At 67.2% G+C, this 21531-nt stretch carries 24 protein-coding genes; 18 read left to right on the forward strand and 6 right to left on the reverse strand.

The genetic code is table 11. From position 1 onward, the window contains the following. Positions 1–109 precede the first annotated feature (109 nt). A complete protein-coding gene (locus tag C3E99_RS07590; RefSeq protein ID WP_076075438.1) occupies positions 110–508 on the forward strand; it encodes a hypothetical protein in 399 nt (132 codons plus the stop codon). 394 nt (positions 509–902) lie between these two features. Here the strand turns inward: C3E99_RS07590 and pyrF are convergent, their stop codons facing one another. From pyrF to purB, 3 genes are all read right to left on the reverse strand, one after another. Further along, complete coding sequence (gene pyrF, locus C3E99_RS07595; protein WP_067183738.1) at positions 903–1577, reverse strand: orotidine-5'-phosphate decarboxylase; 675 nt, start codon at positions 1575–1577, stop codon at positions 903–905. After that, a complete protein-coding gene (locus tag C3E99_RS07600; RefSeq protein WP_076075437.1) occupies positions 1574–1903 on the reverse strand; it encodes a lipopolysaccharide assembly protein LapA domain-containing protein in 330 nt (109 codons plus the stop codon). The genes pyrF and C3E99_RS07600 overlap by 4 nt, the downstream gene beginning before the upstream one ends. A gap of 386 nt (positions 1904–2289) precedes the next feature. Beyond that, on the reverse strand, positions 2290–3606 hold the full coding sequence (purB, locus tag C3E99_RS07605; RefSeq protein WP_076075435.1) for an adenylosuccinate lyase: 1317 nt from the start codon (positions 3604–3606) through the stop codon (positions 2290–2292). A gap of 201 nt (positions 3607–3807) precedes the next feature. Here purB and C3E99_RS07610 point away from each other — a divergent pair, with 201 nt between their 5' ends. After that, a complete protein-coding gene (locus tag C3E99_RS07610) occupies positions 3808–4302 on the forward strand; it encodes a calcium-binding protein (protein WP_076075434.1) in 495 nt (164 codons plus the stop codon). Between the two features lie 92 nt (positions 4303–4394). Here C3E99_RS07610 and rnk read toward each other — a convergent pair whose 3' ends face one another. Both rnk and radC read right to left on the reverse strand, forming a co-directional pair. Beyond that, on the reverse strand, positions 4395–4808 hold the full coding sequence (gene rnk, locus C3E99_RS07615) for a nucleoside diphosphate kinase regulator (RefSeq protein WP_076075432.1): 414 nt from the start codon (positions 4806–4808) through the stop codon (positions 4395–4397). A 265-nt stretch (positions 4809–5073) separates the two neighbouring features. Beyond that, complete coding sequence (radC, locus tag C3E99_RS07620) at positions 5074–5766, reverse strand: RadC family protein (RefSeq protein WP_104960343.1); 693 nt, start codon at positions 5764–5766, stop codon at positions 5074–5076. Between the two features lie 214 nt (positions 5767–5980). On the opposite strand from radC, the gene C3E99_RS07625 reads away from it, so the two are divergent. The 16 genes from C3E99_RS07625 (at position 5981) to C3E99_RS07700 (ending at position 20208) form a co-directional block, all read left to right on the forward strand. Beyond that, on the forward strand, positions 5981–9130 hold the full coding sequence (locus C3E99_RS07625; RefSeq protein WP_234002641.1) for a YdbH domain-containing protein: 3150 nt from the start codon (positions 5981–5983) through the stop codon (positions 9128–9130). Then, positions 9127–9342, forward strand: a complete 216-nt coding sequence (locus C3E99_RS07630) for a YnbE family lipoprotein (RefSeq protein ID WP_067108972.1) — start codon at positions 9127–9129, stop codon at positions 9340–9342. Before C3E99_RS07625 ends, C3E99_RS07630 begins: the two co-directional genes overlap by 4 nt. Before the next feature lie 28 nt (positions 9343–9370). Beyond that, a complete protein-coding gene (locus tag C3E99_RS07635; protein WP_083675087.1) occupies positions 9371–9769 on the forward strand; it encodes a YdbL family protein in 399 nt (132 codons plus the stop codon). A 96-nt stretch (positions 9770–9865) separates the two neighbouring features. Next, the gene (locus C3E99_RS07640) at positions 9866–10366 is read left to right on the forward strand and encodes an AtpZ/AtpI family protein (RefSeq protein ID WP_419964904.1); all 501 of its coding nucleotides are present in this window, start codon (positions 9866–9868) and stop codon (positions 10364–10366) included. Positions 10367–10420: 54 nt separating this feature from the next. Further along, the gene (locus C3E99_RS07645) at positions 10421–11203 is read left to right on the forward strand and encodes a F0F1 ATP synthase subunit A (RefSeq protein ID WP_067109020.1); all 783 of its coding nucleotides are present in this window, start codon (positions 10421–10423) and stop codon (positions 11201–11203) included. Positions 11204–11244: 41 nt separating this feature from the next. Continuing rightward, positions 11245–11475, forward strand: coding sequence for a F0F1 ATP synthase subunit C (locus C3E99_RS07650; RefSeq protein WP_067108963.1), 231 nt, complete (start codon positions 11245–11247; stop codon positions 11473–11475). A 94-nt stretch (positions 11476–11569) separates the two neighbouring features. After that, positions 11570–12067: a F0F1 ATP synthase subunit B family protein gene (locus C3E99_RS07655; RefSeq protein WP_104959647.1), complete on the forward strand. Its 498-nt coding sequence runs from the start codon at positions 11570–11572 to the stop codon at positions 12065–12067. Beyond that, the gene (locus tag C3E99_RS07660) at positions 12060–12608 is read left to right on the forward strand and encodes a F0F1 ATP synthase subunit B family protein (RefSeq protein WP_076075425.1); all 549 of its coding nucleotides are present in this window, start codon (positions 12060–12062) and stop codon (positions 12606–12608) included. The genes C3E99_RS07655 and C3E99_RS07660 overlap by 8 nt, the downstream gene beginning before the upstream one ends. Positions 12609–12733: 125 nt before the next feature. After that, the gene (gene uvrC / locus C3E99_RS07665) at positions 12734–14668 is read left to right on the forward strand and encodes an excinuclease ABC subunit UvrC (RefSeq protein WP_067109017.1); all 1935 of its coding nucleotides are present in this window, start codon (positions 12734–12736) and stop codon (positions 14666–14668) included. A gap of 50 nt (positions 14669–14718) precedes the next feature. After that, the gene (locus tag C3E99_RS07670; RefSeq protein WP_076075423.1) at positions 14719–15111 is read left to right on the forward strand and encodes a PaaI family thioesterase; all 393 of its coding nucleotides are present in this window, start codon (positions 14719–14721) and stop codon (positions 15109–15111) included. A 49-nt stretch (positions 15112–15160) separates the two neighbouring features. After that, positions 15161–15820 (forward strand): hypothetical protein, encoded by a 660-nt coding sequence (locus C3E99_RS07675; RefSeq protein WP_104959648.1) that lies wholly within the window; start codon positions 15161–15163, stop codon positions 15818–15820. 4 nt (positions 15821–15824) lie between these two features. Further along, on the forward strand, positions 15825–16574 hold the full coding sequence (recO, locus tag C3E99_RS07680) for a DNA repair protein RecO (RefSeq protein WP_104959649.1): 750 nt from the start codon (positions 15825–15827) through the stop codon (positions 16572–16574). Positions 16575–16740: 166 nt separating this feature from the next. Continuing rightward, a complete protein-coding gene (gene leuB, locus C3E99_RS07685; protein WP_067108948.1) occupies positions 16741–17796 on the forward strand; it encodes a 3-isopropylmalate dehydrogenase in 1056 nt (351 codons plus the stop codon). Next, positions 17793–19001, forward strand: a complete 1209-nt coding sequence (locus C3E99_RS07690) for a trans-sulfuration enzyme family protein (RefSeq protein WP_067108946.1) — start codon at positions 17793–17795, stop codon at positions 18999–19001. The genes leuB and C3E99_RS07690 overlap by 4 nt, the downstream gene beginning before the upstream one ends. Before the next feature lie 17 nt (positions 19002–19018). Beyond that, on the forward strand, positions 19019–19420 hold the full coding sequence (gene apaG / locus C3E99_RS07695) for a Co2+/Mg2+ efflux protein ApaG (protein WP_174521650.1): 402 nt from the start codon (positions 19019–19021) through the stop codon (positions 19418–19420). Beyond that, positions 19417–20208 carry a LysR family transcriptional regulator gene (locus C3E99_RS07700; RefSeq protein WP_067108945.1) on the forward strand — a complete coding sequence of 264 codons (792 nt, stop codon included), beginning with the start codon at positions 19417–19419 and terminating at the stop codon, positions 20206–20208. The genes apaG and C3E99_RS07700 overlap by 4 nt, the downstream gene beginning before the upstream one ends. On the opposite strand, the gene C3E99_RS07705 is transcribed toward C3E99_RS07700, so the two are convergent. After that, complete coding sequence (locus C3E99_RS07705; RefSeq protein WP_076075417.1) at positions 20177–21529, reverse strand: serine hydrolase; 1353 nt, start codon at positions 21527–21529, stop codon at positions 20177–20179. The genes C3E99_RS07700 and C3E99_RS07705 overlap by 32 nt on opposite strands. Between the last annotated feature and the right edge of the window lie 2 nt (positions 21530–21531).

Consider the following 21531-nt stretch of genomic DNA (forward strand, 5'->3'; position numbering starts at 1 on the left):
GTCTTTGGGCTGCAAATGGCATCAAGGCAACCGCAGATACCTATGGTTGGCAGCACGCCGGTCGTGGTACAGCCTCGCGGGGGAGGTTGCGATGCACCGCATATTATGGATGCTTTTGTTTCTGGGCCTGACGGCCTGCAATCCTGCGAACATGGCCACCGATGTCGCCGCCTCGGAAAAGGCGGTCGATGCATTTCACGACGACGCCAATGCCGGAAAATTTGACGACATCTACTTTGCTTCCGGCGAGGAAATGCAGCGTTCGGCGGATGTCGCAGAATTCGAGGAGTTTCTTGGTGCCGTGCAGCGCAAGCTGGGCAAGGCGGGAAACACGACGCAGCGAGGATGGCAGGTCAATATCGTGAACGGGCGGACCCTGACGGTCCTGAATATGGAGACGATCTACGAAAAAGGCCGCGCCGTCGAAACTTTCACATTCAAATCTTCACCGAATGGACCGGTGCTTGTCGGCTACAACATTCAGTCCCCGGCGCTTGTTATCAACTGACGCGTGGGACGGATCGACATTCGGAAGATGGCGAGCCGGAGTCGAAGACGACCACAGGTCAAAATGGTGGATTTCCGGGACCCGCAGCGCAGCGTGCTGACGGCACGTGGCCACCGGAGGCGCGAAAAGCCGCCATTCGCAGGCCGCCAGAGCTGAATGTCGATCCGGCCTAAGGCTTGTGGGGGTTCATCTTGCAACTGTCCTTTATCGTGTGTCCCCGCGAAGGCGGGGACCCATCTGCGGTGGTTTCGAGATGGAACCGGCCGAAGATCGACCCCCGCCTTCCGCCTATGGCGGAAGTTTATCCTGAGCGCCCGCCCTGCGGGCAGTCGAAGGGCGGGGGAACACGGCTTTATACAATATCGCGGCGATAGACTCTGAATGCCCACAGACCTTAAAGCGTCGCCTCGATCGCGCGCGCTGCGAGGTCGGGGTCGTCGGACTGGCTGATCGGGCGTCCGACGACGAGGATCGAGGCGCCGTCGGCCATCGCCTCGGCCGGGGTGACGACGCGTTTCTGGTCGCCCAGCTTGCCGTTGGCGGGGCGGACGCCGGGAACGACGAAGAAGCCGCCGGGCCAGGCCGCGCGCGCGGCCTTGACCTCCTGCCCCGAGCAGACGATGCCGTCGAGGCCGGCGCTGCGCGCCAGCGCCGCGAGGCGCACCACCTGATCGTGCGGGGTTCCGCCAACGCCGATGTCGTCGAGGTCGGGCGAATCGAGGCTGGTCAGCACGGTCACGGCGACCACCTTGGTGTTCGCGCCCGCCGCCGCTTTCGCCTCCTCCATCATCGCGCGGCCACCCGCGCCATGGATGGTCAGGATCGCCGGTTCGAGCGGGCGGAGCGCCTGGATCGCCTTGGCCACCGTGTTCGGAATGTCGTGGAGCTTGAGGTCGAGAAAGATCGGCAGACCCAGCTTCGCCATTTCGAGCACGCCATGATGCCCGTTGGCGCAGAAGAATTCGAGCCCGAGCTTCAGCCCGCCGACGTGATGGCGGACCTTCTGCGCCAGCGTCTGCGCGGCGTCGAGGTGCGGCGTGTCGATGGCGAGATAGAGCGGCGACGTCATGCGGACTCCAGGGGCGAGGGCGGGATATCGTTGACCGGCACGGTCGAAGGCGCGGGATCGGCAGGGCGATTGGCCATCGCGCGCAGGTCGGCGAGCTGGCGCTCGCTCGCATCGAGACGACGCTTCAGCGACCAGCGCGTCGCGCGCAGCGCGATCCACGTCGGCAGGCTGCCCAGCGCGAAGGCGACGAGCACGATCACCGGCAGCTTGGTCTCGGCTTCCCAGCCCGGCCAGATGGTCACCGTCACCGCGTTCCAGTTCGCGAAGGCGAACAGCAGCAGGACGATGGTCAGCAGGACCCAGATGATGGTGCGCAGGATTCCCACTGTTCCGCTCCTTGCTTGGCCTCGGACGGTTTCTAGGCGACTTCGGCTCCGGACGCCAGCCTAAGGCGTGTGGGGATTCATCTTGCGACTGTCCTTTATCGTGTGTCCCCGCGAAGGCGGGGACCCATCTGCGGTGGTTTCGAGATGGAACCGGCCGAAGATGGACCCCCGCCTTCCGCCTATGGCGGAAGTTTATCCTGAGCGCCCGCCCTGCGGGCAGTCGAAGGGCGGGGGAACACGGCTTCACACAATATCGCGGCGATAAACTCTGAATCCCCACAGATCTTAAAGCATTCTGAAGTCGGCTGGCACAGCCGACGACTCGCAGAATGCGGAAAACGAAAGCAAATAGAGCAATGGCCGATTCAATCTAATCGGCCGTTGCTCTATGCGGCTCCAAAGACGCGCGCGAAGATCGTATCGACATGCTTCATGTGATAACCGAGGTCGAACAGGTCTGTGAGTTGGTCGGCGGACAGGCGCGCGGTCACGTCGGCATCGGCCTTCAGCAGGTCGAGCAGCGACAGCTGCCCATCCGATTCCCAGACCTTCATCGCATTGCGCTGGACCAGCGCATAGCTGTCCTCGCGGCTCGCGCCCGCCTGCGTCAGCGCCAGCAGGACGCGCTGCGAATGCACGAGCCCGCCCATGCGATCGAGATTCTTCTGCATCCGCGCGGGATAGACGAGCAGCTTGTCGACCACGCCGGTCAGCCGCGCGAGCGCGAAGTCGAGCGTGACCGTCGCGTCGGGACCGATGAAGCGCTCGACCGACGAATGGCTGATGTCGCGTTCGTGCCACAGCGCGACATTCTCCAGCGCCGGAGTCACCGCGCTGCGCACCATGCGCGCAAGCCCGGTCAGATTCTCGGTGAGCACCGGGTTGCGCTTGTGCGGCATCGCCGACGAGCCCTTCTGGCCCGGCGAGAAATATTCCTCGGCCTCCAGCACCTCGGTGCGCTGGAGGTGGCGGATCTCGACCGCGAGCCGCTCGATCGACGAGGCGATGACGCCCAGCGTGGCAAAGAACATCGCGTGGCGGTCGCGCGGGATGACCTGGGTCGAGACGGGCTCGATCGCCAGGCCGAGCTTTGCCGCGACATGCGCCTCGACGCGCGGGTCGATATTGGCGAAGGTGCCGACCGCGCCCGAAATGGCGCAGGTCGCGATCTCGGCGCGCGCCGCGATCAGGCGGGTCCTGCACCGCGCGAATTCGGCATGGGCTTCGGCGAGCTTGAGCCCGAAGGTGACGGGTTCGGCGTGGATACCGTGACTGCGGCCGATCGTCGGGGTGAGCTTGTGCTCATGGGCGCGTCGCTTGATCGCCTCGAGCAGCGCGTCGAGATCGGCGAGCAATATGTCGGCCGCCTGCGTCAGTTGCACGGCAAGGCAGGTGTCGAGCACGTCGCTCGACGTCATGCCCTGATGCATGAAGCGCGCTTCGTCGCCGACATGCTCCGCGACCCATGTCAGGAAGGCAATGACGTCGTGCTTCGTCACCGCCTCGATGGCGTCGATCGCCGCGACGTCGATCGCCGGTCCGGTCGCCCACCAGTCCCACAATGCCTTGGCCGCCGATTGCGGCACGACGCCCAGTTCGGCCAGCGCGTCGGTCGCGTGCGCCTCGATCTCGAACCAGATGCGATAGCGATTCTCGGGCGACCAGATCGCGGTCATCTGGGGTCGGGCGTAACGCGGAACCATTGAATTTCCTTCCTTTTGCGGCGCCTTGTCGCGTTATGCAGGCGGAATCGCGACCAGCCGCCCCCTAGCAGGGGCAGGCGGCTACGCCAATCGGGCGCCTGCGGCAACTTTCGCGGCGCGCGGGCGGTTGTTCTCATGCCCCTTCGAACCAAGGCCGCGGGTTGTCGAATCCGGCCCCGTCGCCGCCAATGGAGACAGATCATGTTGAAACATATGCTTATGATCGGCGCGGCCGCGGTGAGTTTCCCCGCGTTCGCGCAGACGGAAGCCCCGCCGCCCGACGATGCGACGCAGACCGCGCCCGAAACGATGCCGCCGGCTGAAACGACCGCACCGGCACCGGTCGAACCGGACACGCCGCCGCCGGTGGACGACATGACGGCCCAGCCGGCTCCGTCGAGCCCGCCGCCGCAGTCGAGTCCCGCCCCGTCGGACAGCGCTGCGACCCCGAGCCAGATCGCGCAGATCGTCGAGCAGGAATTTCCCACCTATGACGGCGACGCGAACGGCGAACTCAGCGAGACGGAATTCTCCGCCTGGATGAAGAAGCTGCGCACCGCGACCGACCCGACGGTCGATCCCGAATCGGAGCAGGTGAAGAGCTGGGTTGCCCAGGCGTTCGGCGCCGCCGATGCCGACAAGTCGGGCGGCGTCAGCAAGACCGAACTCATCGGCTTCCTGTCGCGCGGCGCCTGAATGCGTCCCTGACCTGAATAGGTCCCAGACACGGCGGAACAGCCGTCGGAGCGATCCGGCGGCTGTTTCCGTTTGTCCGCGGTGCGCGTGGATCAGGCGGCTTCGGCCTGCGTGACGCGGACGATCGACAGATTATGATCCTGCCCGTCACGGTCGGGCCAGCGGATGGTCTGGCCCTCGCGCAGGCCGATCAGTCCCGCCCCGACCGGGGTCAGGATCGAGATGCGGCCCGCGGAGATATCGGCGTCGCGCGGGTAGACGAGCTGCAGGGTCCGCGCCGCGCCGCTGTTCTCGTCGACGAACTCGACGGTCGAGCGCATCGTCACGACATCGGACGGAATGCGCTCGGCCTTGTGGATGGTGGCGCGCGCGATTTCGTTCAGCAGCATTTCGCTGACCTGCGGCAGATCGTCTTCCTTGGCGATAGCAAGGTCGGTCAGCGCGTCGGCTTCGGTATCGATCATGTGGATGGGCGGCCGGCGGGTCGCCTTGCTGGTGGTCGTCATGGGTTCTTTTTTTCCGAAAGAGGATTGCGGGCGAGGCTCGGCTGCGCCGCTGGAATCGGGTTGGGTGGATTTTCGCCCCGGGTTCGGGGCAGGAGGCACCGGACCCGGGGCTAGAGGCCCACGAGAATCTGACCCGCGCGGAGGTCGAAACGGGAAGGGGTGCACTGAGTCGGCATGGCGCGATGATGTCGTGCCGCGCGGCGCAAGTCAAACATTCCGATGGCGTCGCGGCGCGGGCCGGAGCCGGGCGCGCGTCCGCGCCGCCTTACAACAGGCCCATCGCGCGGAAGCTGCGATGATCGCCGCCGCCGATGATGATGTGATCGTGGAGCATGATCCCCAGCTTCCGCGCCGCCTCCGCGATGTCGCGGGTGATCGCGATGTCCTGCCGGCTCGGTTCGGGGCTGCCGCTCGGGTGGTTGTGGACGAGGACGATCGCCGCCGCGCCCAGTTCGAGCGCGCGCTTGACGACCTCGCGGACATAGATGGCGGACTGGTCGATCGACCCTTCGCTCATCACCTCGTCGCGGATCAGCATGTTGCGCGCGTTGAGGTAGAGGACGCGGACGCGTTCGATGTCGATCGGCCCCATGTCGGCGCGCAGCCAGTCGAGCAGCGCGTCCCAGCTCGACAGCAGGGGCCGATCGCGAAATTCGCCCTTCAGCATCCGCAGGCTCGCCGCCTGGACGATCTTCAGCGCCGCGACCGCCGTGTCGCCCATGCCGGCGACGCGGCGCAGCGATTCGGGGTCGGCGCTGACGAGCTGCGCCAGCGAACCGAATTCGCGCAGCAGCGCCTTGGCGAGCGGCTTGGTGTCGCGACGCGGGATGGCGAGCGCGAGCAGATATTCGACCAGCTCGTAATCGGCCATGCCATCGGCATCGCCGCCGAGCAGCCGCGCGCGCAAGCGAGCGCGATGACCGGCGTGGTCCGGGATCGGGGCGGGCGCGTCGGCCATGTCGGGACCGGAATAACCGCCTTGTGAGGCACGCTCAACGGTCATAGAAACGCTTTTGCTTCGATGCGGTGCAATATCTTGCAGCGAAACGGGAATTCCGGCGTTGCTGACAGGAAGGGCAGACCGGGGACGGGGAACGGGCGAGATTGGAATATGACCGCATGACGTCATCGCCGGTTTCGCGATCCGCCACTTTTTCGTCGCGGTCGCGCGCATGAACGAGCCTGTCGCCGCAGATTCGGCATCGCGGCCCCGGCTCCGCAAGCGCTGGATCGCGGGCGGGGCATTGATCGCGATCGCGGCGGGCCTGTGGTTCGCGCGCGCGCCGATCGCCGACAGCTTCATTCGCGACCAGCTCGACCAGCGCGGGGTGCCCGCGCGCTACACGATCGAACGGATCGGTTTCCGCACCCAGCGGCTGACCGACATCGTCATCGGCGATCCCGCGCGTCCCGACCTGACCGCGCGCCGCGTCGAGGTCGTGCTCGACTGGGGCTTCACCGGTCCCTATGTGGCGCGGATCGACGCCGAAGGCGTGCGTCTCTACGGCGCCTTCGCCGACGGGCGCCTGTCTTTCGGCGCGCTCGACAAGTTCCGCGATCCGACGAGCACGTCGCCTTTCGTGCTGCCCGATCTGGCGGTGACGCTCGACGATGCGCGCGCGCGCGTGAGGACGCCGTGGGGCGCCGTCGGTGCGGCTCTGAACGGGAAGGGCAATCTGCGCCGGGATTTTGACGGAAGGCTCGCGCTGGTCGCGCCGACGCTCGCCGCGGCCGGGTGCAGCGGTCGCGACGTCAGCTTTTACGGCAGCGTGCGCGTGCGCGACGTGCGGCCGCAGCTTGTCGGGCCGCTCCGCGGCGCAAGCCTCGCCTGCGCCGAAGGCAAGCTGACGGCTGCGTCGCCGCAGATTGCGCTCGATCTCTCGCTGTCCGAGGATCTGCGCCAATGGCGGGGTACCGCCGATGCCAGCATTGTCCGGCTCGCGGCGGGACCGGCGGCGGCCGAACGGATCGGCGCCCGCGCGCAATTCTCGGGCGACGCCGGTCGCACCGCGATCAGCGTGGAGGCGGCGATGGCGGGGCTGCGCGCCGATGCCGTCACCGCCGAGCAGGTGGCGCTGACCGCCAGGGCCACGGTCGGCGAGCAGGCGCCGAAGGTCGACGGCGAACTGACATTCGCCCGCGCCCGCGCCGGCGAAGCGCTGCGGCGCGCCATCGTTCAGGGTGGTCGCTCGCTCGACGGCACCCCGGTCGGCCCGTTGGCGGAGCGCGCGGCGACGGCGCTTGCCGCCATGCTCGCCGAAACCGGAGGCAAGGCGCGATTCGCGCTGGCGGGGGAGGGGAAATCGGCCCGGATCGAGCTGATCGCTCCCGAATTGCGCGGTGCCAGCGGCGCTTATTTCACCGGCAGCGACGACAGCCGCATCGCCTATCTGCTGGGCGCGCCCGAATCCGCCGTGATCGCCGCCGGACAATGGGCATTCGGTGGCGGCGGCCTGCCGTCGGGATCGCTCCAGCTCGACCGGCACGCGGATGGCACGATCGCCGGCGTCGCAACAGTCGAACCCTATGCCGCCGGCGGCGCGCGCCTTGCGCTGGCTCCGGTGCGATTCTCGGGCGGCGCGCTGCTGCGTTTCGCGACCCGCGCCGAGCTGTCGGGGCCGGTCGGAGATGGGCGCGTCGAGCGGCTGTCGGTGCCGCTCGCCGGCGTGCTGGCGCCGAACGGCGCGCTCGCGCTCGACGGCGGCTGCACGCGAATCGGCGCCGACCGGGTCGATGTGGGCGGGTTCCGGCTGGCACCCACGCGAATCGACTTGTGCAGCCGTCCCGGCGCGCCGCTGCTGAGCGCGGGGCCGCAGGGGCTGCGCGGGCATATCCGCGTGCCGGGCATCGCGCTGCGCGGGACGAGCGGGACCTCGCCCTTCGCTTTCGATGCGCGCGGTGCCGACATCGATCTGGCCGCGATGCGCTGGGCGCTGGCCGGCGCCGAGGTGCGGCTGGGCGAGGGGGACGGCGCGACGCGTTTCGCCGCCGCATCGCTGACCGGTCGCCGGGCGGCGCAAGGGATGGGCGGCGACCTCAAGGGCGCGGGCGGCAAGATCGGCGCCGTTCCGCTCATCCTGTCCGACATTGCGGGGGCATGGCGCTGGGACAGCGGCGGGCTGACGCTCGACGGCGGCGTGCGCCTGACCGACGCAGAGCCCGACGCGCGCTTCTTTCCGCTCGTCGCCGAAGGCGCGCATTTGCGCTTCGCGAACGGCGCGATCGATGCCGAGGCGGCATTTCGCGAAGAGAAGAGCGGGCGATCGGTCGTCGACACGACGATCACCCACCGGCTCGACAGCGGCACCGGCGCCGCCGACCTCAAGGTCCGCGAACTGCGATTCGACGACCGGTTCCAGCCCGATCAGCTCACCCGCCTCGCGCTCGGCGTCGTCGCCAACGTCCAGGGATCGGTCGTCGGCGACGGGCGGATCGAATGGACGCCCGATGGCGTCACCAGCCACGGCACCTTCGCGACCGCCGACGCGAATCTGGCCGCTGCCTTCGGTCCGGTGACGGGGCTGACCGCGACCTTGACCTTCGACGATCTGATCGGCCTGCGGTCGGCGCCGGGGCAGGTGGCCCGGATCGACGAGATCAACCCGGGCATCCCGGTGATCGGGGGGACGATCACCTATCGGCTGCTCGGCGACAATCGCGTGCGGATCGACGGTGGGCGCTGGCCGTTCGCGGGCGGTGAACTGTCGCTGCACCCGACGACGCTCGATTTCAACGCCAGCCAGACGCGGCGCCTGTCGTTCGACATCGTCGGCGTCGATGCGGCGATTTTCCTCCAGCAGTTCGGCTTCGACAACATCAACGCGACCGGCCTGTTCGACGGGACGCTGCCGGTCGAATTCGACGGGCTCGGCGGGCGCATCGTCGGCGGGCGGATCGACGCGCGCGCCGGCGGCGGGACGCTCGCCTATGTCGGCGAACTGTCGAACCACAATCTGGGCGCGATCGCCAATTTTGCCTTTGGCGCGCTGCGATCGCTCCAATATGACGACCTGACGATCATATTGAACGGGGATCTGGACGGCGAGATGGTGACCGACATCCGCTTCGGCGGCGTGGGGCAGGGCGAGGGCGCGACGCGCAATTTCCTGACCAAACAGATCGCCCGATTGCCGCTGGTCTTCAACGTCAAGATCCAGGCGCCCTTCCGCCAGCTCATCACATCGGCCAAGGGATTCTACGATCCGACGCTGCTGATCGAACAGAATCTGTCGACCCTGTTGCGCGTGCAGGAAGAGGCCGAAGCCGCGGCCGCCGCCGCATCGAAACCCGTTCAGCCCCCAGAAAGCGAGCCCATGCCATGACCGCCATCAAGACCGGAGCAAGGAGGCATGCCATCGGCGCGCATGCTCTGGCGAGCCTGATCCTTGCGCCTGCCCTCGCGGGCTGCGTACAGATCGACACGCCGGACAAGCCGATCGAGATCAACCTGAACATCAACATCAAGCAGGAAGTCGTGTATAGGCTGGATGGCGATGCGAAGAAGCTCATCGAGCAGAATAGCGAGATATTCTGACGCGAACTGGATTGGGGACACAAAAGAGATGCGTGTGAAACAGTGGAAACCCGGCACGATGGCGATGGCGGCGATTGCAGTCACCGCCGCGGTGGCGGTCGCCGTTCCCTCGGCGATGGCGCAGCGCGATCCGGCCTATGAGCAGGCACGGGCCGACGGCCAGATCGGCGAGCAGCCCGATGGCTATCTGGGCTTCGTGTCGACGCCGACCGATGCGGTGCGCAAGCTCGTCACCGACATCAACATCAAGCGCAAGGCCGCCTATACCAGCAATGCGCCGCAGGGCAGCACGGTCGAGCAGTTCGCCTTTGCGACCGGATGCAACCTGATCGCGAAGACCAGGGCGGGCGAGAAGTACAAGGCGCCCGACGGCCGCTGGCTGACCCGCGACAGCGGCGCGCCGGTGCGGGATTCGCGCTGCCCCTGAGATCAGAGCTTCGCAGCGCCCGCGGGCGCTTGATGCCGCCGCGCCCCTAAACGCGGCGGCATTTTTGCGTCCGCAAGAGGCACGCTCCGAACGATATTGCCGCAGCGCAGCAAGATTAAGCCGCGCGCTCGCGTGCGGGCATTGACTTCATGGGGCGGCGTTTCTAAACGGACCGCGCCTCAGGGGTCCCCCGATTTTTCGGGCCTTTTTTCGCAGGCAGAATCGGGGCATTCCGGTTCTGTTTCAGGAGGATGGCGGAAGATGACGGGGAATGGCAGCGATCCGGAACCAGCTTCGGAGGATTCGCGCCTGGTCTCGCTCGAAGAGCGATTGGACCGGGCCGAAGCCGCAGAAGCCAGGCGGGCCGGGGTCAGTGCGCCCGAATCCGACGCCAATTATCGGCTCGGAAACCGGGTTCTGGCCGAATTGCTGGGCGGGATGCTGGGCGGTGCGTTGATCGGCTGGCTGATCGACCGCTTCGCCGACACCTCGCCCTGGGGTTTGTTGGGGATGCTGGCTCTCGGGGTCGTCGTCGCCTTCAGGAATATCTTTCGGATCGCCAATGCCGCATCGCGCGACAAGGGCGGTTCGGCATAGGCTCAAGGTTCAGCCCGGCACCGTCAGGCGCGGGGATAGTTTGGAGTGACGCGCGTGTCCGCAGAGGCCGGTAAATTCGACCCGATGCACCAGTTCACCGTCGAACCGATCGCGAAGCTGTTCGCGGTCGAGGGACGGGAGGTGTGGCTGACCACCAGTGCGGTCTGGATGGCCGCCGCCGCCGTCATCCTGTGGCTCTTCATGCTCGGCGGCATGAAGCGGCAGCTCGTTCCCGGGCGCTGGCAGATGGCCGTCGAAGGTTTCACCGGTTTCGTGTCGTCGATGATGTCGACGAACATCGGACCGGAAGGGCGCAAGTATACGCCCTATGTCTTTTCGCTCTTCATGTTCATTCTGTTCTGCAACGTGCTGGGAATGGTGCCTTTTGCGCTGGCCGGCCTGCACCCGCTGACCGTGACGAGCCACTTCACCATCACCGGCATCCTCGCGATCCTGTCCTTCGCGATCGTGCTGGTCGTCGGCTTCTGGCGCCACGGGCTGCATTTCTTCTCGCTCTTCGTCCCGCACGGCACGCCGTGGCCGATGATCCCGTTCATCGCGCCGATCGAGTTCGTGTCGTTCATGGTGCGCCCGTTCAGCCTCGGCCTGCGACTGTTCGTCGCGATGACCGCCGGACACGTGCTGCTGGAGGTGTTCGCGAACTTCATCGTCCAGAGCTCGGGCGCCGGCGTCGCGATCGGGCTCCCGGTCGGCATCGCCAGCCTCGCCCTGATGATCGGTATCAGCGCGCTCGAGCTGCTGGTCGCGGGCATCCAGGCCTATGTTTTCGCCCTGTTGACCTCGCTCTATATCAACGACGCGGTCAATCTTCACTAATCCCGTTTTAATCCAAACGTTTATCTCAAGGAGTTAAGTTCATGGACGCACAAGCAGCGACGCTCATCGGTGCCGGTCTCGCCGCGATCGGCGCCGGCATGGCCGCGATCGGCGTGGGCAATGTCTTCGGCAGCTTCCTGGAAAGCGCGCTGCGCAATCCGGCGGCGGCCGACGGTCAGCAGGGCCGTCTGTTCATCGGCTTCGCCGCGGCGGAGCTTCTGGGCCTGCTGTCGTTCCTGATCGCGATCCTGCTCTATCTGAAGGCGGCCTGACGGTCGACGCCGCGCCGGTTCCGCCGTGTGGCGGGACGGCGCGGCGGCCTTTCGGCGCGCGTGCGCCGGGCAGTCGTCAATCGGAAGAAGAGAAATGCCACAGATCAACCAGCTTGCGGAAAATTGGTTCTTCGCATCGCAGCTTTTCTGGCTCGCGCTGATTTTCGGCGCGGTTTTCGTGGTGATCGGTCTCGGCATGTATCCCAAGATCGAGGCGACCGTCGACGCGCGCGACCGCAAGATCGCCGACGATCTGGCCGCGGCCAAGGCGGCGCACGCCTCCGCCGACGGGCTGGAGGAACAATATCGCCAGCAGAGCGACCTCAGCCGCGCCGCCGCGCAAAAGGCGGTGCAGGATGCGAAGGACAAGGCGGCGCGCGACGCCGAAAAGCGCCTTGCCAAGGTCGATGCCGAACTGGCTCAGAAAATGACGGCGGCCGAAGCCGCTGTCGCCGCGGCGCGCGGATCGGCGATGGCCGAGATCGAGTCGGTCGCGGCGGAAGCGGCGAGCGAACTCGTCGCGAAGCTGTCGGGTGTGAAGGTCGCCGCCGCGGACGCGAAGCAGGCGGTGAAGGCGGTGCTCCATGGCTAATCTGACTCTGATCCTGTCCGAAGCCGCCGGTGCGGCGCATGGCGGCGGCGCGGCGGGCTCGATCCTGTCGTCGCCGAGCTGGTGGGTGGCGCTGGCGATGACGATCTTCCTCGGCGTTCTCGTCTGGAAAAAGGCGCCCGCCGGGATCGGCGCGATGCTCGACAGGAAGATCGCCGAAATCGCCAGACAGCTCAGCGAAGCCGAACAGCTCCGGCTCGACGCCGAATCGCTGAAGGCCGAATATGAGGCGAAGCTCGCCCACGCGGCAAAGGAAGCCGAGGAACTGCGCGCCCGCGCCGAAGCCGAGGCCGAGAGTCTCGTCGCCAAGGCGAAGGCCGACGCGACCGCGCTGATCGGGCGCCGCAAGCAGATGGCCGAGGACCGCATCGCGGCCGCCGAAGCCAGCGCGCTCGCCGATGTGCGCGAAGCGGCGGCGAAGGCCGCCACCGACGCGGCGGCCGCTCTGATCGCCGCCCGGCACGATGCCAAGGCGGACGCGGCCCTCGTCGATAAGGCCATCGCGGCGGTCGCCAAGGGCTGATCGTTCGGCATCGCCGGACCAAGGCGCCCGCGGAAAATCCGCGGGCGTTTTTGTTTCTGGGGGCTATCGCGGCTTTCTGGCCCGCCCCTATGGCGACCCGTCGCGTCATCGCCTACATGGCAGCCATGGCTCGCCCTAACGCTCCCGACCGGTTCAACGAAGAGAAGGCGACCTATGTCGTCCGCGGCAGCGGGGCGGAGGGCGACAAGCCCGACCTGACGCGCGGGGCCGAGGTGATCCGCGGCGTGGTGCGCAAATTGCCGGTGCGGCCCGGCGTCTATCGCATGCTCGATGCGCGCGGCGACGTGCTCTATGTCGGCAAGGCGCGCGCGCTGAAGAACCGCGTCACCAATTACACGCAGGTCGCGCGATTGCCGCAGCGGCTCCAGCGCATGGTCGCGCAGACGCGCGCGATGGAGATCGTCACCACCACCAGCGAGGCCGAGGCGCTGCTGCTCGAAGCGCAGCTCATCAAGCGCTATCGCCCGCCCTACAATGTGCTGCTGCGCGACGACAAGAGCTTCCCCTTCATCCTGCTGCGCGCCGACCATGATTTCCCGCGCGTCCAGAAGCACCGCGGCGCGCGGCGCGCCAAAGGGCGCTATTACGGGCCGTTCGCGAGCGCCGGGTCGGTGAACCGCACGCTCAACGCGCTGCAAAAGACCTTCCTGCTGCGAAGCTGCACCGACAGTTTCTTCGCCAACCGCTCGCGTCCCTGCCTGCTCTACCAGATCCGCCGCTGTTCGGCGCCGTGCGTCGGGCGGATCGGCAAGGCGGATTATGCCGAACTGGTGAGCGACGCGCAGGATTTCCTCGAAGGCCGCTCGACCGCGGTGCAGAAACGGCTCGGCGCCGCGATGACCAGGGCCGCCGAGGCGATGGACTATGAACTGGCGGCGGTGCTGCGCGACCGGCTGAAGGCGCTGACCTTCATCCAGGGCAGCCAGTCGGTCCACGCCGACGGGCTGGGCGACGCCGACGTCTTCGCGCTCGCGGCGAAGGGCGGGCAGCTTTGCGTCGCGGGCTTCTTCATCCGCGGCGGGCAGAACTGGGGGCATCGCAGCTTCTTCCCCGCGCACGTCGCGGGGGTGCCCGAAGCCGAGGTGATGGCGAGCTTCCTGATGCAATTCTACGAAGGCGTGCCGCCGCCCAAGCTGATCCTCGTCGATCGCGAGCCCGACGATTGTCCGCTGCTCGCCGAGGCGTTGAGCGAAACGGCAGGACGCAAGGTGGAGATCAGCGTGCCGCAGCGCGGCAACCGCCGCCGTCTCCTCGAACAGGCGGTGCGCAACGCGGGGGAGGAACTCGACCGCCGGCTGGCGGAAAGCAGCACGCAGGCGAAGCTCGGCCGCGAACTCGCCGAGCTGTTCGACCTCGACGAGGCGCCGCAGCGCATCGAAATCTACGACAACAGCCATATCCAGGGGACCAACGCGCTCGGCGCGATGGTCGTCGCGGGCCCCGAGGGCTGGATCAAGGGCGCCTATCGCAAGTTCAACATCAAGCGCGCTGAGACGCAGCCCGGAGACGATTTCGCGATGATGCGCGAAGTCTTCCAGCGCCGTTTCGCGCGCGCGATCGAGGAAGATCCCGAACGGACCAGGGGCGAATGGCCCGATCTGGTGCTGATCGACGGGGGGCGCGGACAGGTGTCGGCGGTCTCGACCGTGTTCGCCGAACTGGGGATCGACGATCTGCCCTATGTCGGCGTCGCCAAGGGGCCCGACCGCAACGCGGGGCGCGAGACCTTCTATCTGCCCGACGGGCGCGAATTCACACTGCCCCCCAACAACGCGGTGCTCTTCTATATCCAGCGCCTGCGCGACGAGGCGCACCGCTTCGCGATCGGCGCGCATCGGCAGAAGCGCGCGAAGGCGATGGGGTCGTCGCCGCTCGACGAGGTGCCGGGGATCGGGCCGGCGCGCAAGAAGGCGCTGCTCATGCATTTCGGCACCGCGCGCGCGGTGCGCGGGGCGAGCCTCGAGGATTTGCAGAAGGCGCCCGGAGTGAGCGCGGGCGTCGCGCAGGCGGTGTATGATTTCTATCATGCGGGGGGATGATCTTTGATGCCCTCCTCTTCAGAGGAGGGGGTGAAAGGGAAGGATAGACTATGGATTTTGCAGCCGCGATGCCGCTGGCAGGAACGCTGGGCGTCACCATCCACGAAGGAACGAAGGATCGCGTCGCGGGCAAACTGCCCGTGCGCCCCGAAATCTGCACCGCCGGGCATATCGTCCATGGCGGCGCAATCATGGCCTTTGCCGACTGCCTTGGCGCGGTGGGCGCGTTCCTGACGCTGCCCGAGGGGGCGAGCGGCACGACGACGATCGAGAGCAAGACCAATTTCCTCGGCGCCGGTCCCGAAGGGTCGGTGCTGATCGGCGAGGCGACGCCGGTCAGGATCGGCAAGCGGCTCTCGGTATGGCAGACGCGCATCCGGACCGAGGACGGCGCCGATGTCGCGCTGGTAACGCAGACGCAGATGGTGCTTTGGCCAGCCTGACCGCCTGATTCTTGGGTTGAATTCTCTGAAGGTGGGAAAGGGCTGAGCTGTGAACGAAGAAATAGTGCAGGCATTTGCTCGAATCGCGCGCCTCAAGCGACAAGAGGTGTTCGATGATGAGCGTTTGATGCCCCAAACGTCAGTTGATGATGCAATGCAGGCCGCACCCGGTTGGGTGGGTTCTTCATGGGATGGTGGTACGCTGCTCGTGGGAATCAACCCAGGCGGCGGTGGCGACAACTATCGTGGCAATCCCTCTGACAAAGCACTTTATGACGCATGTCGCCGCCTCAAAGAAGCCCGCTCTGTATCAGATCAGAAAGAAGCAATGGGCGCATTGTCTAGTTTATGGATGCAGACGCAAAGAACTCACAATATTTGGCGCATCATTTCCAAAATCATCGACGCCACAGGAGAAAGGGAATCGGACATTGCCTTCATGAACATTCTGCCCTTTCGAACTCGGCAAGATGTCCAGCCACGGCGCGGCGAAATCGGAAGAGTATGGAGGATGACAACGCAACCGGCGATATCTGCGCTAAGACCGGCACGTATCATCGCTCTAGGTGCCAAAGCATACAAAGTGCTTGACGCGCAGCTATCGACCAGAAGTTGGCAGATTATCGAATTTAAACGAAGAATCGGAGACACATCGATTCATCCGGAAGCTACGATTGTACTCCGTCAATTGCAGGCAGGCATCCGGTAGCGCTGTGCAATTCTCTACCGAGGCCATCGTCTGCGCAGTGCGCGCGCACGGCGAGCATGGCGCGATATTGCGCGCGTTGACGCGCGAGGCGGGGCTGGTCGCGGGCTATGTGCGCGGTGGCCGCTCGCGGCGCCTGCGGCCGATCCTGATGCCGGGGAATCTGGTCGCGCTCGACCTGCGGGCGCGGACCGAGGAGCAGCTCGGCGGCGCGACGGTCGAGCTGCTGGCGAGCCGGGCGCCGCTGCTTGCCGAGCCGCTGCCCGCGGCGGCCATCGAATGGGCGACCAGCCTGACCGCGGCGACGCTGCCCGAAGCGCAGCCCTATCCGGCCCTCTACGTCGCGCTGGCCGCCGTTCTCGATGCCATCGGCGTTGCGCCATCGGCGCGGCAATGGGCGCTTGCGCTCGGGCGCTATGAATTGTTGCTGCTCGCCGAACTCGGTTTCGGGCTCGACCTCGGCGAATGCGTCGTGACGGGAACGTCCGACGATCTGGCCTATGTCAGCCCGAAGTCGGGTGGCGCCGTAAGCACGGCCGCCGCCGCCGGATATGAAAGCCGGCTTCTCCGCCTGCCGCCGTTCCTGCGCAACGATCGGCCCGACGGGACGGCGGCCGAACCCACGATGACGGATGTCATCGATTTTCTGGCACTGACCGGGCATTTTCTCGACCGCGACGGGCTCGACGGGCGCAACCGCGACTTGCTGACGGCAAGGGAAAGATTGCTCGACCGGCTCAAGAGGGCGGTTGCGTGAAGCGACCAGCCTGCTTAGAGCGTCCCCGTCAAACCAAGGCCATCCGCTTCCTCCGTTTGTGCTGAGCTTGTCGAAGCACCGTCCTTCTTTCGACGGCGTGACAGAGAAGACCAGCCCGGCGACACGTTCAGGGCGAACGGCCAGATCCGGACGGGAAGGCGAAGCATTGAAGATCCTGCTGCTGGCCGGCGACGGCATCGGTCCCGAAATCATGGCGGAGGCCGGGAAGGTGCTGGACGCGCTGGCGCTGCCGGTGACGCTCGACCGCGCGCTGGTCGGCGGCGCAGCCTATGAAGCGAGCGGCCACCCGCTGCCGCCCGAAACGCTGGCAAAGGCGAAGGCGGCCGATGCCATTCTTTTCGGCGCGGTCGGCGATCCGCGCTTCGATGCGGTCGAGCGCCATCTGCGGCCCGAACAGGCGATTCTGGGCCTGCGCGCCGAACTGGGGCTGTTCGCCAACCTGCGCCCCGCGAAGCTGTTTCCGGGGCTCGAAGACAGCTCCGCGCTGCGTCCAGAGGTCGCGTCGGCGATCGACCTGCTGATCGTCCGCGAACTCAACGGCGACGTCTATTTCGGCGAGAAGGGCACGCGCACGACCGCAGGCGGCGAGCGCGAGGGCTATGACGTCATGGCGTACAGCGAGAGCGAAGTGCGGCGGATCGCGCAGGTCGCCTTCCGCGCGGCACAGGGGCGCGGCAAGCGGCTCTGCTCGGTCGACAAGGCCAATGTCCTCGAAACCTCGCAGCTCTGGCGCGACGTGGTGATCGAGGTCGCGGCCGAATATCCCGACGTCGCGCTCAGCCACATGTATGTCGACAATGCCGCGATGCAGCTCGTCCGCAATCCCGGCCAGTTCGACGTGATCGTCACCGGCAATCTGTTCGGCGACATATTGTCCGACCAGGCGTCGATGTGCGTCGGCTCGATCGGCCTGCTCGCCTCGGCCTCGCTGGGCAAGGGACGCCGCGGGCTCTACGAGCCGATCCACGGCAGCGCACCCGACATCGCGGGCAAGGGGATCGCCAACCCGCTGGCGATGATCCTGTCGCTCGCCATGCTGCTGCGCCATTCGGGCGGCGACGAGGCGAATGCGGCGCGGATCGAGGCGGCGGTGGGGCAGGTGCTCGCCGACGGTTGCCGCGGCGCCGACCTTGGCGGCACGATGGGAACGACCGCGCTCGGCGATGCGGTGGTTTCGGCTTTGAACGGACAGGGCAGATGAAGAAGACGACGGGTTTCGATCGCGACAGGACGCGCCGCTGGCATCCGGCCACGCAGGCGGTGCGCGGCGGCACGTGGCGCAGCGAGCATGGTGAGACGTCGGAAGCGCTCTTCCTGACCTCGGGCTACAGCTACGACAGCGCGGAGAGCGTCGCGGCGCGCTTCGCCGGCGAAGAGCAGGGCATGACCTATTCGCGCCTGCAGAACCCGACCGTCGCGATGCTCGAGGAACGCATCGCGCTGATCGAAGGGGCCGAGGCGTGCCGCGCGCAGGCGAGTGGCATGGCGGCGATGACCACGGCGCTGCTGTGCCAATTGTCGGCGGGCGACCATATCGTCGCGGCCAAGGCGGCGTTCGGGTCGTGCCGCTGGCTCGTCGACACGCTGTGCCCGCGCTTCGGGATCGAATCGACGGTGGTCGACGGGCGCGACAATGCCGCATGGGAAAGGGCGATCCGCCCCAATACCAAGGTCTTCTTCTTCGAGACCCCCGCCAATCCGACGCTCGACATCGTCGACATGGCGCATGTTTGCGGGCTCGCGAAGGCGCACGGCATCACCAGCGTCGTCGACAACGCCTTCGCGACCGCGGTGCTCCAGCGCCCGCTCGACTATGGCGCAGACGTCGTCGCCTATTCGGCGACCAAGCTGATGGAAGGACAGGGGCGCGTGCTCGCCGGCGCGGTGTGCGGCAGCGCGGCGTTCATCAACGACGTCCTGCTGCCGTTTCAGCGCAACACCGGTCCAAACCTGTCGCCGTTCAGCGCGTGGGTGGTGTTGAAAGGCCTCGAAACGCTCGACCTGCGCGCGCGGCGCCAGTCGGAGAATGCGCTCGCGGTCGGCAAGGCGATCGAGGGACGCGTCGCGCGCATGCTGCATCCGGGGCTTCCCAGCCACCCGCAGTACGAACTGGCGGCGCGCCAGATGGAGGCGTGCGGACCGATCTTCGCTTTCGACCTGCCCGGCGGCGCCGCGCAGGCGATGGCCTTCCTCAATGCGCTCGAACTCGTCGACATCAGCAACAACATCGGCGACGCGCGCAGCCTGTGCTGCCATCCGTGGACGACCACCCATTATGGCGTCAGCCCCGACGTGCGGCTCGACATGGGCGTCGGCGAGGGGCTGCTGCGCGTCAACATCGGGCTGGAGGATCCGCGCGACGTCATCGCCGACCTCGACCAGGCATTGACCAGGGTGGGGCTTTGAGCGACCTTGCCCGGACGATGATCGACTCTCTCTTCCCCTTTGCGGCGACCACCGGGCCGATCACCGTGCGCGTGGCGGTGAGCTATCTGCCCGAACAGTCGCATCCGGCCCTCGGTCGCTGGTTCTGGGCCTATCACGTCCGGGTCGAAAATGACGGCGCGGTCGCGGCGCAACTGATCAGCCGCCATTGGCGGATCAGCGACGGACGCGGCCAGGTGAGCGAGGTCGAGGGTGAGGGCGTCGTCGGCGAACAGCCGCTGATCGCGCCCGGCGCGTCGTTCGACTATGTATCGGGCTGTCCGCTGTCCACCCCCGAAGGGTCGATGGTCGGCAGCTATATGATGGAGATGGGCGACGGATCGCAGATGCTCGTCGCGATCCCGCAATTCCCGCTGGTGGCACCGGCAACCGCGTCATGAAGCGCACCCACCTGCCGCTGAACGCCCTGCGCGTGTTCGATGCCGCTGCCCGGCACCTCAGCTTCACGCGCGCCGCCGACGAACTGGCGGTGACTCCCGCCGCCGTCGGGCAACAGATACGCGCGCTGGAGGATATGCTCGGCGTCGTCCTGTTCCGCCGCACCCCGAAGGGGCTGGAACTGACGGGAGAGGCGACCGCCGGGCTCGACGCGCTGCGGCAGGGGTTCCTGATGTTCGAGGAATCGGTGCGCGCGATGCAGGCGGGCCAGTCGTCGCAATCGCTGACGATCGCCGCGCCGCGCGACCTGACCGCCAAATGGCTCGCGCCCAGGCTCGCGCGTTACAGCCAGCAGGCGCCCGACGTCCGCTTCACGCTGGTGTCGGCCGACGACGGCATCGACTTCACCGAGGCGAACCTCGACCTCGCGATCTTCTGGACCGACGGCGCCGGCGAGCATGAGGGCGTGCCGCTGTCCGAAGCGCATATGGTGACGGTCGCGGGACACGGCAGCGAGAGCGAGACGCGCATCGCGTGGCCCGGCTGCCCGGTCGAGGACGGCGAGCCCGCGCTGCGGCTCGGCGATGCGGGCCTTGCGATCGACGCCGCGGCGAACGGGCTGGGGCAGGCGAATGTCCCGGCGATGCTGGCGGAGGCCGATCTGGCGGCGGGGCGCGTCCGGCTGGTGCGCGAGCCTTTCGCCGTGAAGCGCGGCTACTGGCTCGTCGCCCCCTTGCCGCAATGGCGGCAGGCGAAGGTCAAGGCGCTGGTGGCGGCGCTGACGGCGTGACGCCATCCCTCGCCGCGAGGGCGAGGAGGCGCGTGACGAGGCCGACCAGTTTCGCGCCGTCGAGGTCGGCCTTGTCATTGTTCCAGCTTGCCGTGACGACGAACCATTTGCCGTCGACCTTGCGCCGTCCGAGCAGGCTCATCGACAGCACTCCCAGTTCGGACCCGCCCTTGTAGCCGAGCCACGACCAGTCGGCGGCGGCCGCCGGACCCACGCCGTTGTTGATCGCCATCGCCGCCATCGCGGCATCCGACCGGCGCGCCTTCAGGTCGACGAGCACCCGCGCGACGTCCATCGGCGAGGCGAACCATTCGAGATTGTCGATGAAGCGCGGTTCGCCGCCGAAGCTGACGCCGTCGACCTGGGCGAGCGTGAAACGATGGCGGTTCGCGTCGAGGATCCGCCGTTGCTGCGCGTCGTTTCCGGCGATGAACGGCGCGCGCAGGTCGGCGAAATTGTCGCCTTTGAGCGCAAAGGCCTCGACCGTGGTCAGGAAGGGGATGTTGCGCGACGGCGCGCTGTGGCCGGCGGCCCGCATCCGCGCCTCGATCCGCTCGCGGCCCAGCAGGTGGATCAGCGTGTCGGCCGCGCCATTGTCGCTGACCGAGATCATCCAGTTGGCGAGCGTCTGCAGCGTGACCGGCGTGTCTGGCGGCCAGTTTCCGGTGGCCGCGGAAGAGAAGCTGAGGTGCGACAGCGGCACGACGTCGCGCCAGCGCCGCTCGCCCGCCGCGACCGCCGCCGCCAGCTCGTCGAGGACATAGAGCTTGAAGGTCGAGCCGGTGGCGAACTGCCGGTCGGGGTTGGCGCTGGCGATCGGGCGGATCGCGTTACCGTCGATTTCGGCGACCAGAAAGCCGCTGCGCCCCGGCAAGCCCGCGATTTCCCCCGTCACGCGCTCCATAGTGTCGTCGGACACCGTGAAGCCGGTGAACTGCAGGCCGGTGATCCGCGCTTCGGGCGGCGGTCCGATGTCGAGGCGGACCGTCGCGATGCCGCGCTCGAACCGCAGCCGCACCGTTCCCGACCGGCCATTGTCGGACGCCGTGCTGTCGACCGCGATCGGCTGGCCATATTGCGCGATCAGGTTCGCCGCGATCGCGCGGAACTGCGCCTCGGGAACCGCGGTCTGAAAGGACGGGGCAAAGCTGTCCGCAAAGGGAACGCGTCCCGTGAGCAGGCCGACGATCTGTCCCGCGCGCGCGTCGAAGGATGCCGCCGCCGGCGCGGTAGTTTCTGCGGGCTGGGCGAACAGCGCGGGGGCGGGGAGCGCGGGGGCGAGCAGGAGGGAGGAGAGCAGGGCGGTGCGGAGGCGGGTCATGG

It is taken from the genome of Sphingopyxis sp. MG, assembly GCF_002953155.1.
GTDB classification, from domain to species: Bacteria; Pseudomonadota; Alphaproteobacteria; order Sphingomonadales; family Sphingomonadaceae; genus Sphingopyxis; species Sphingopyxis granuli.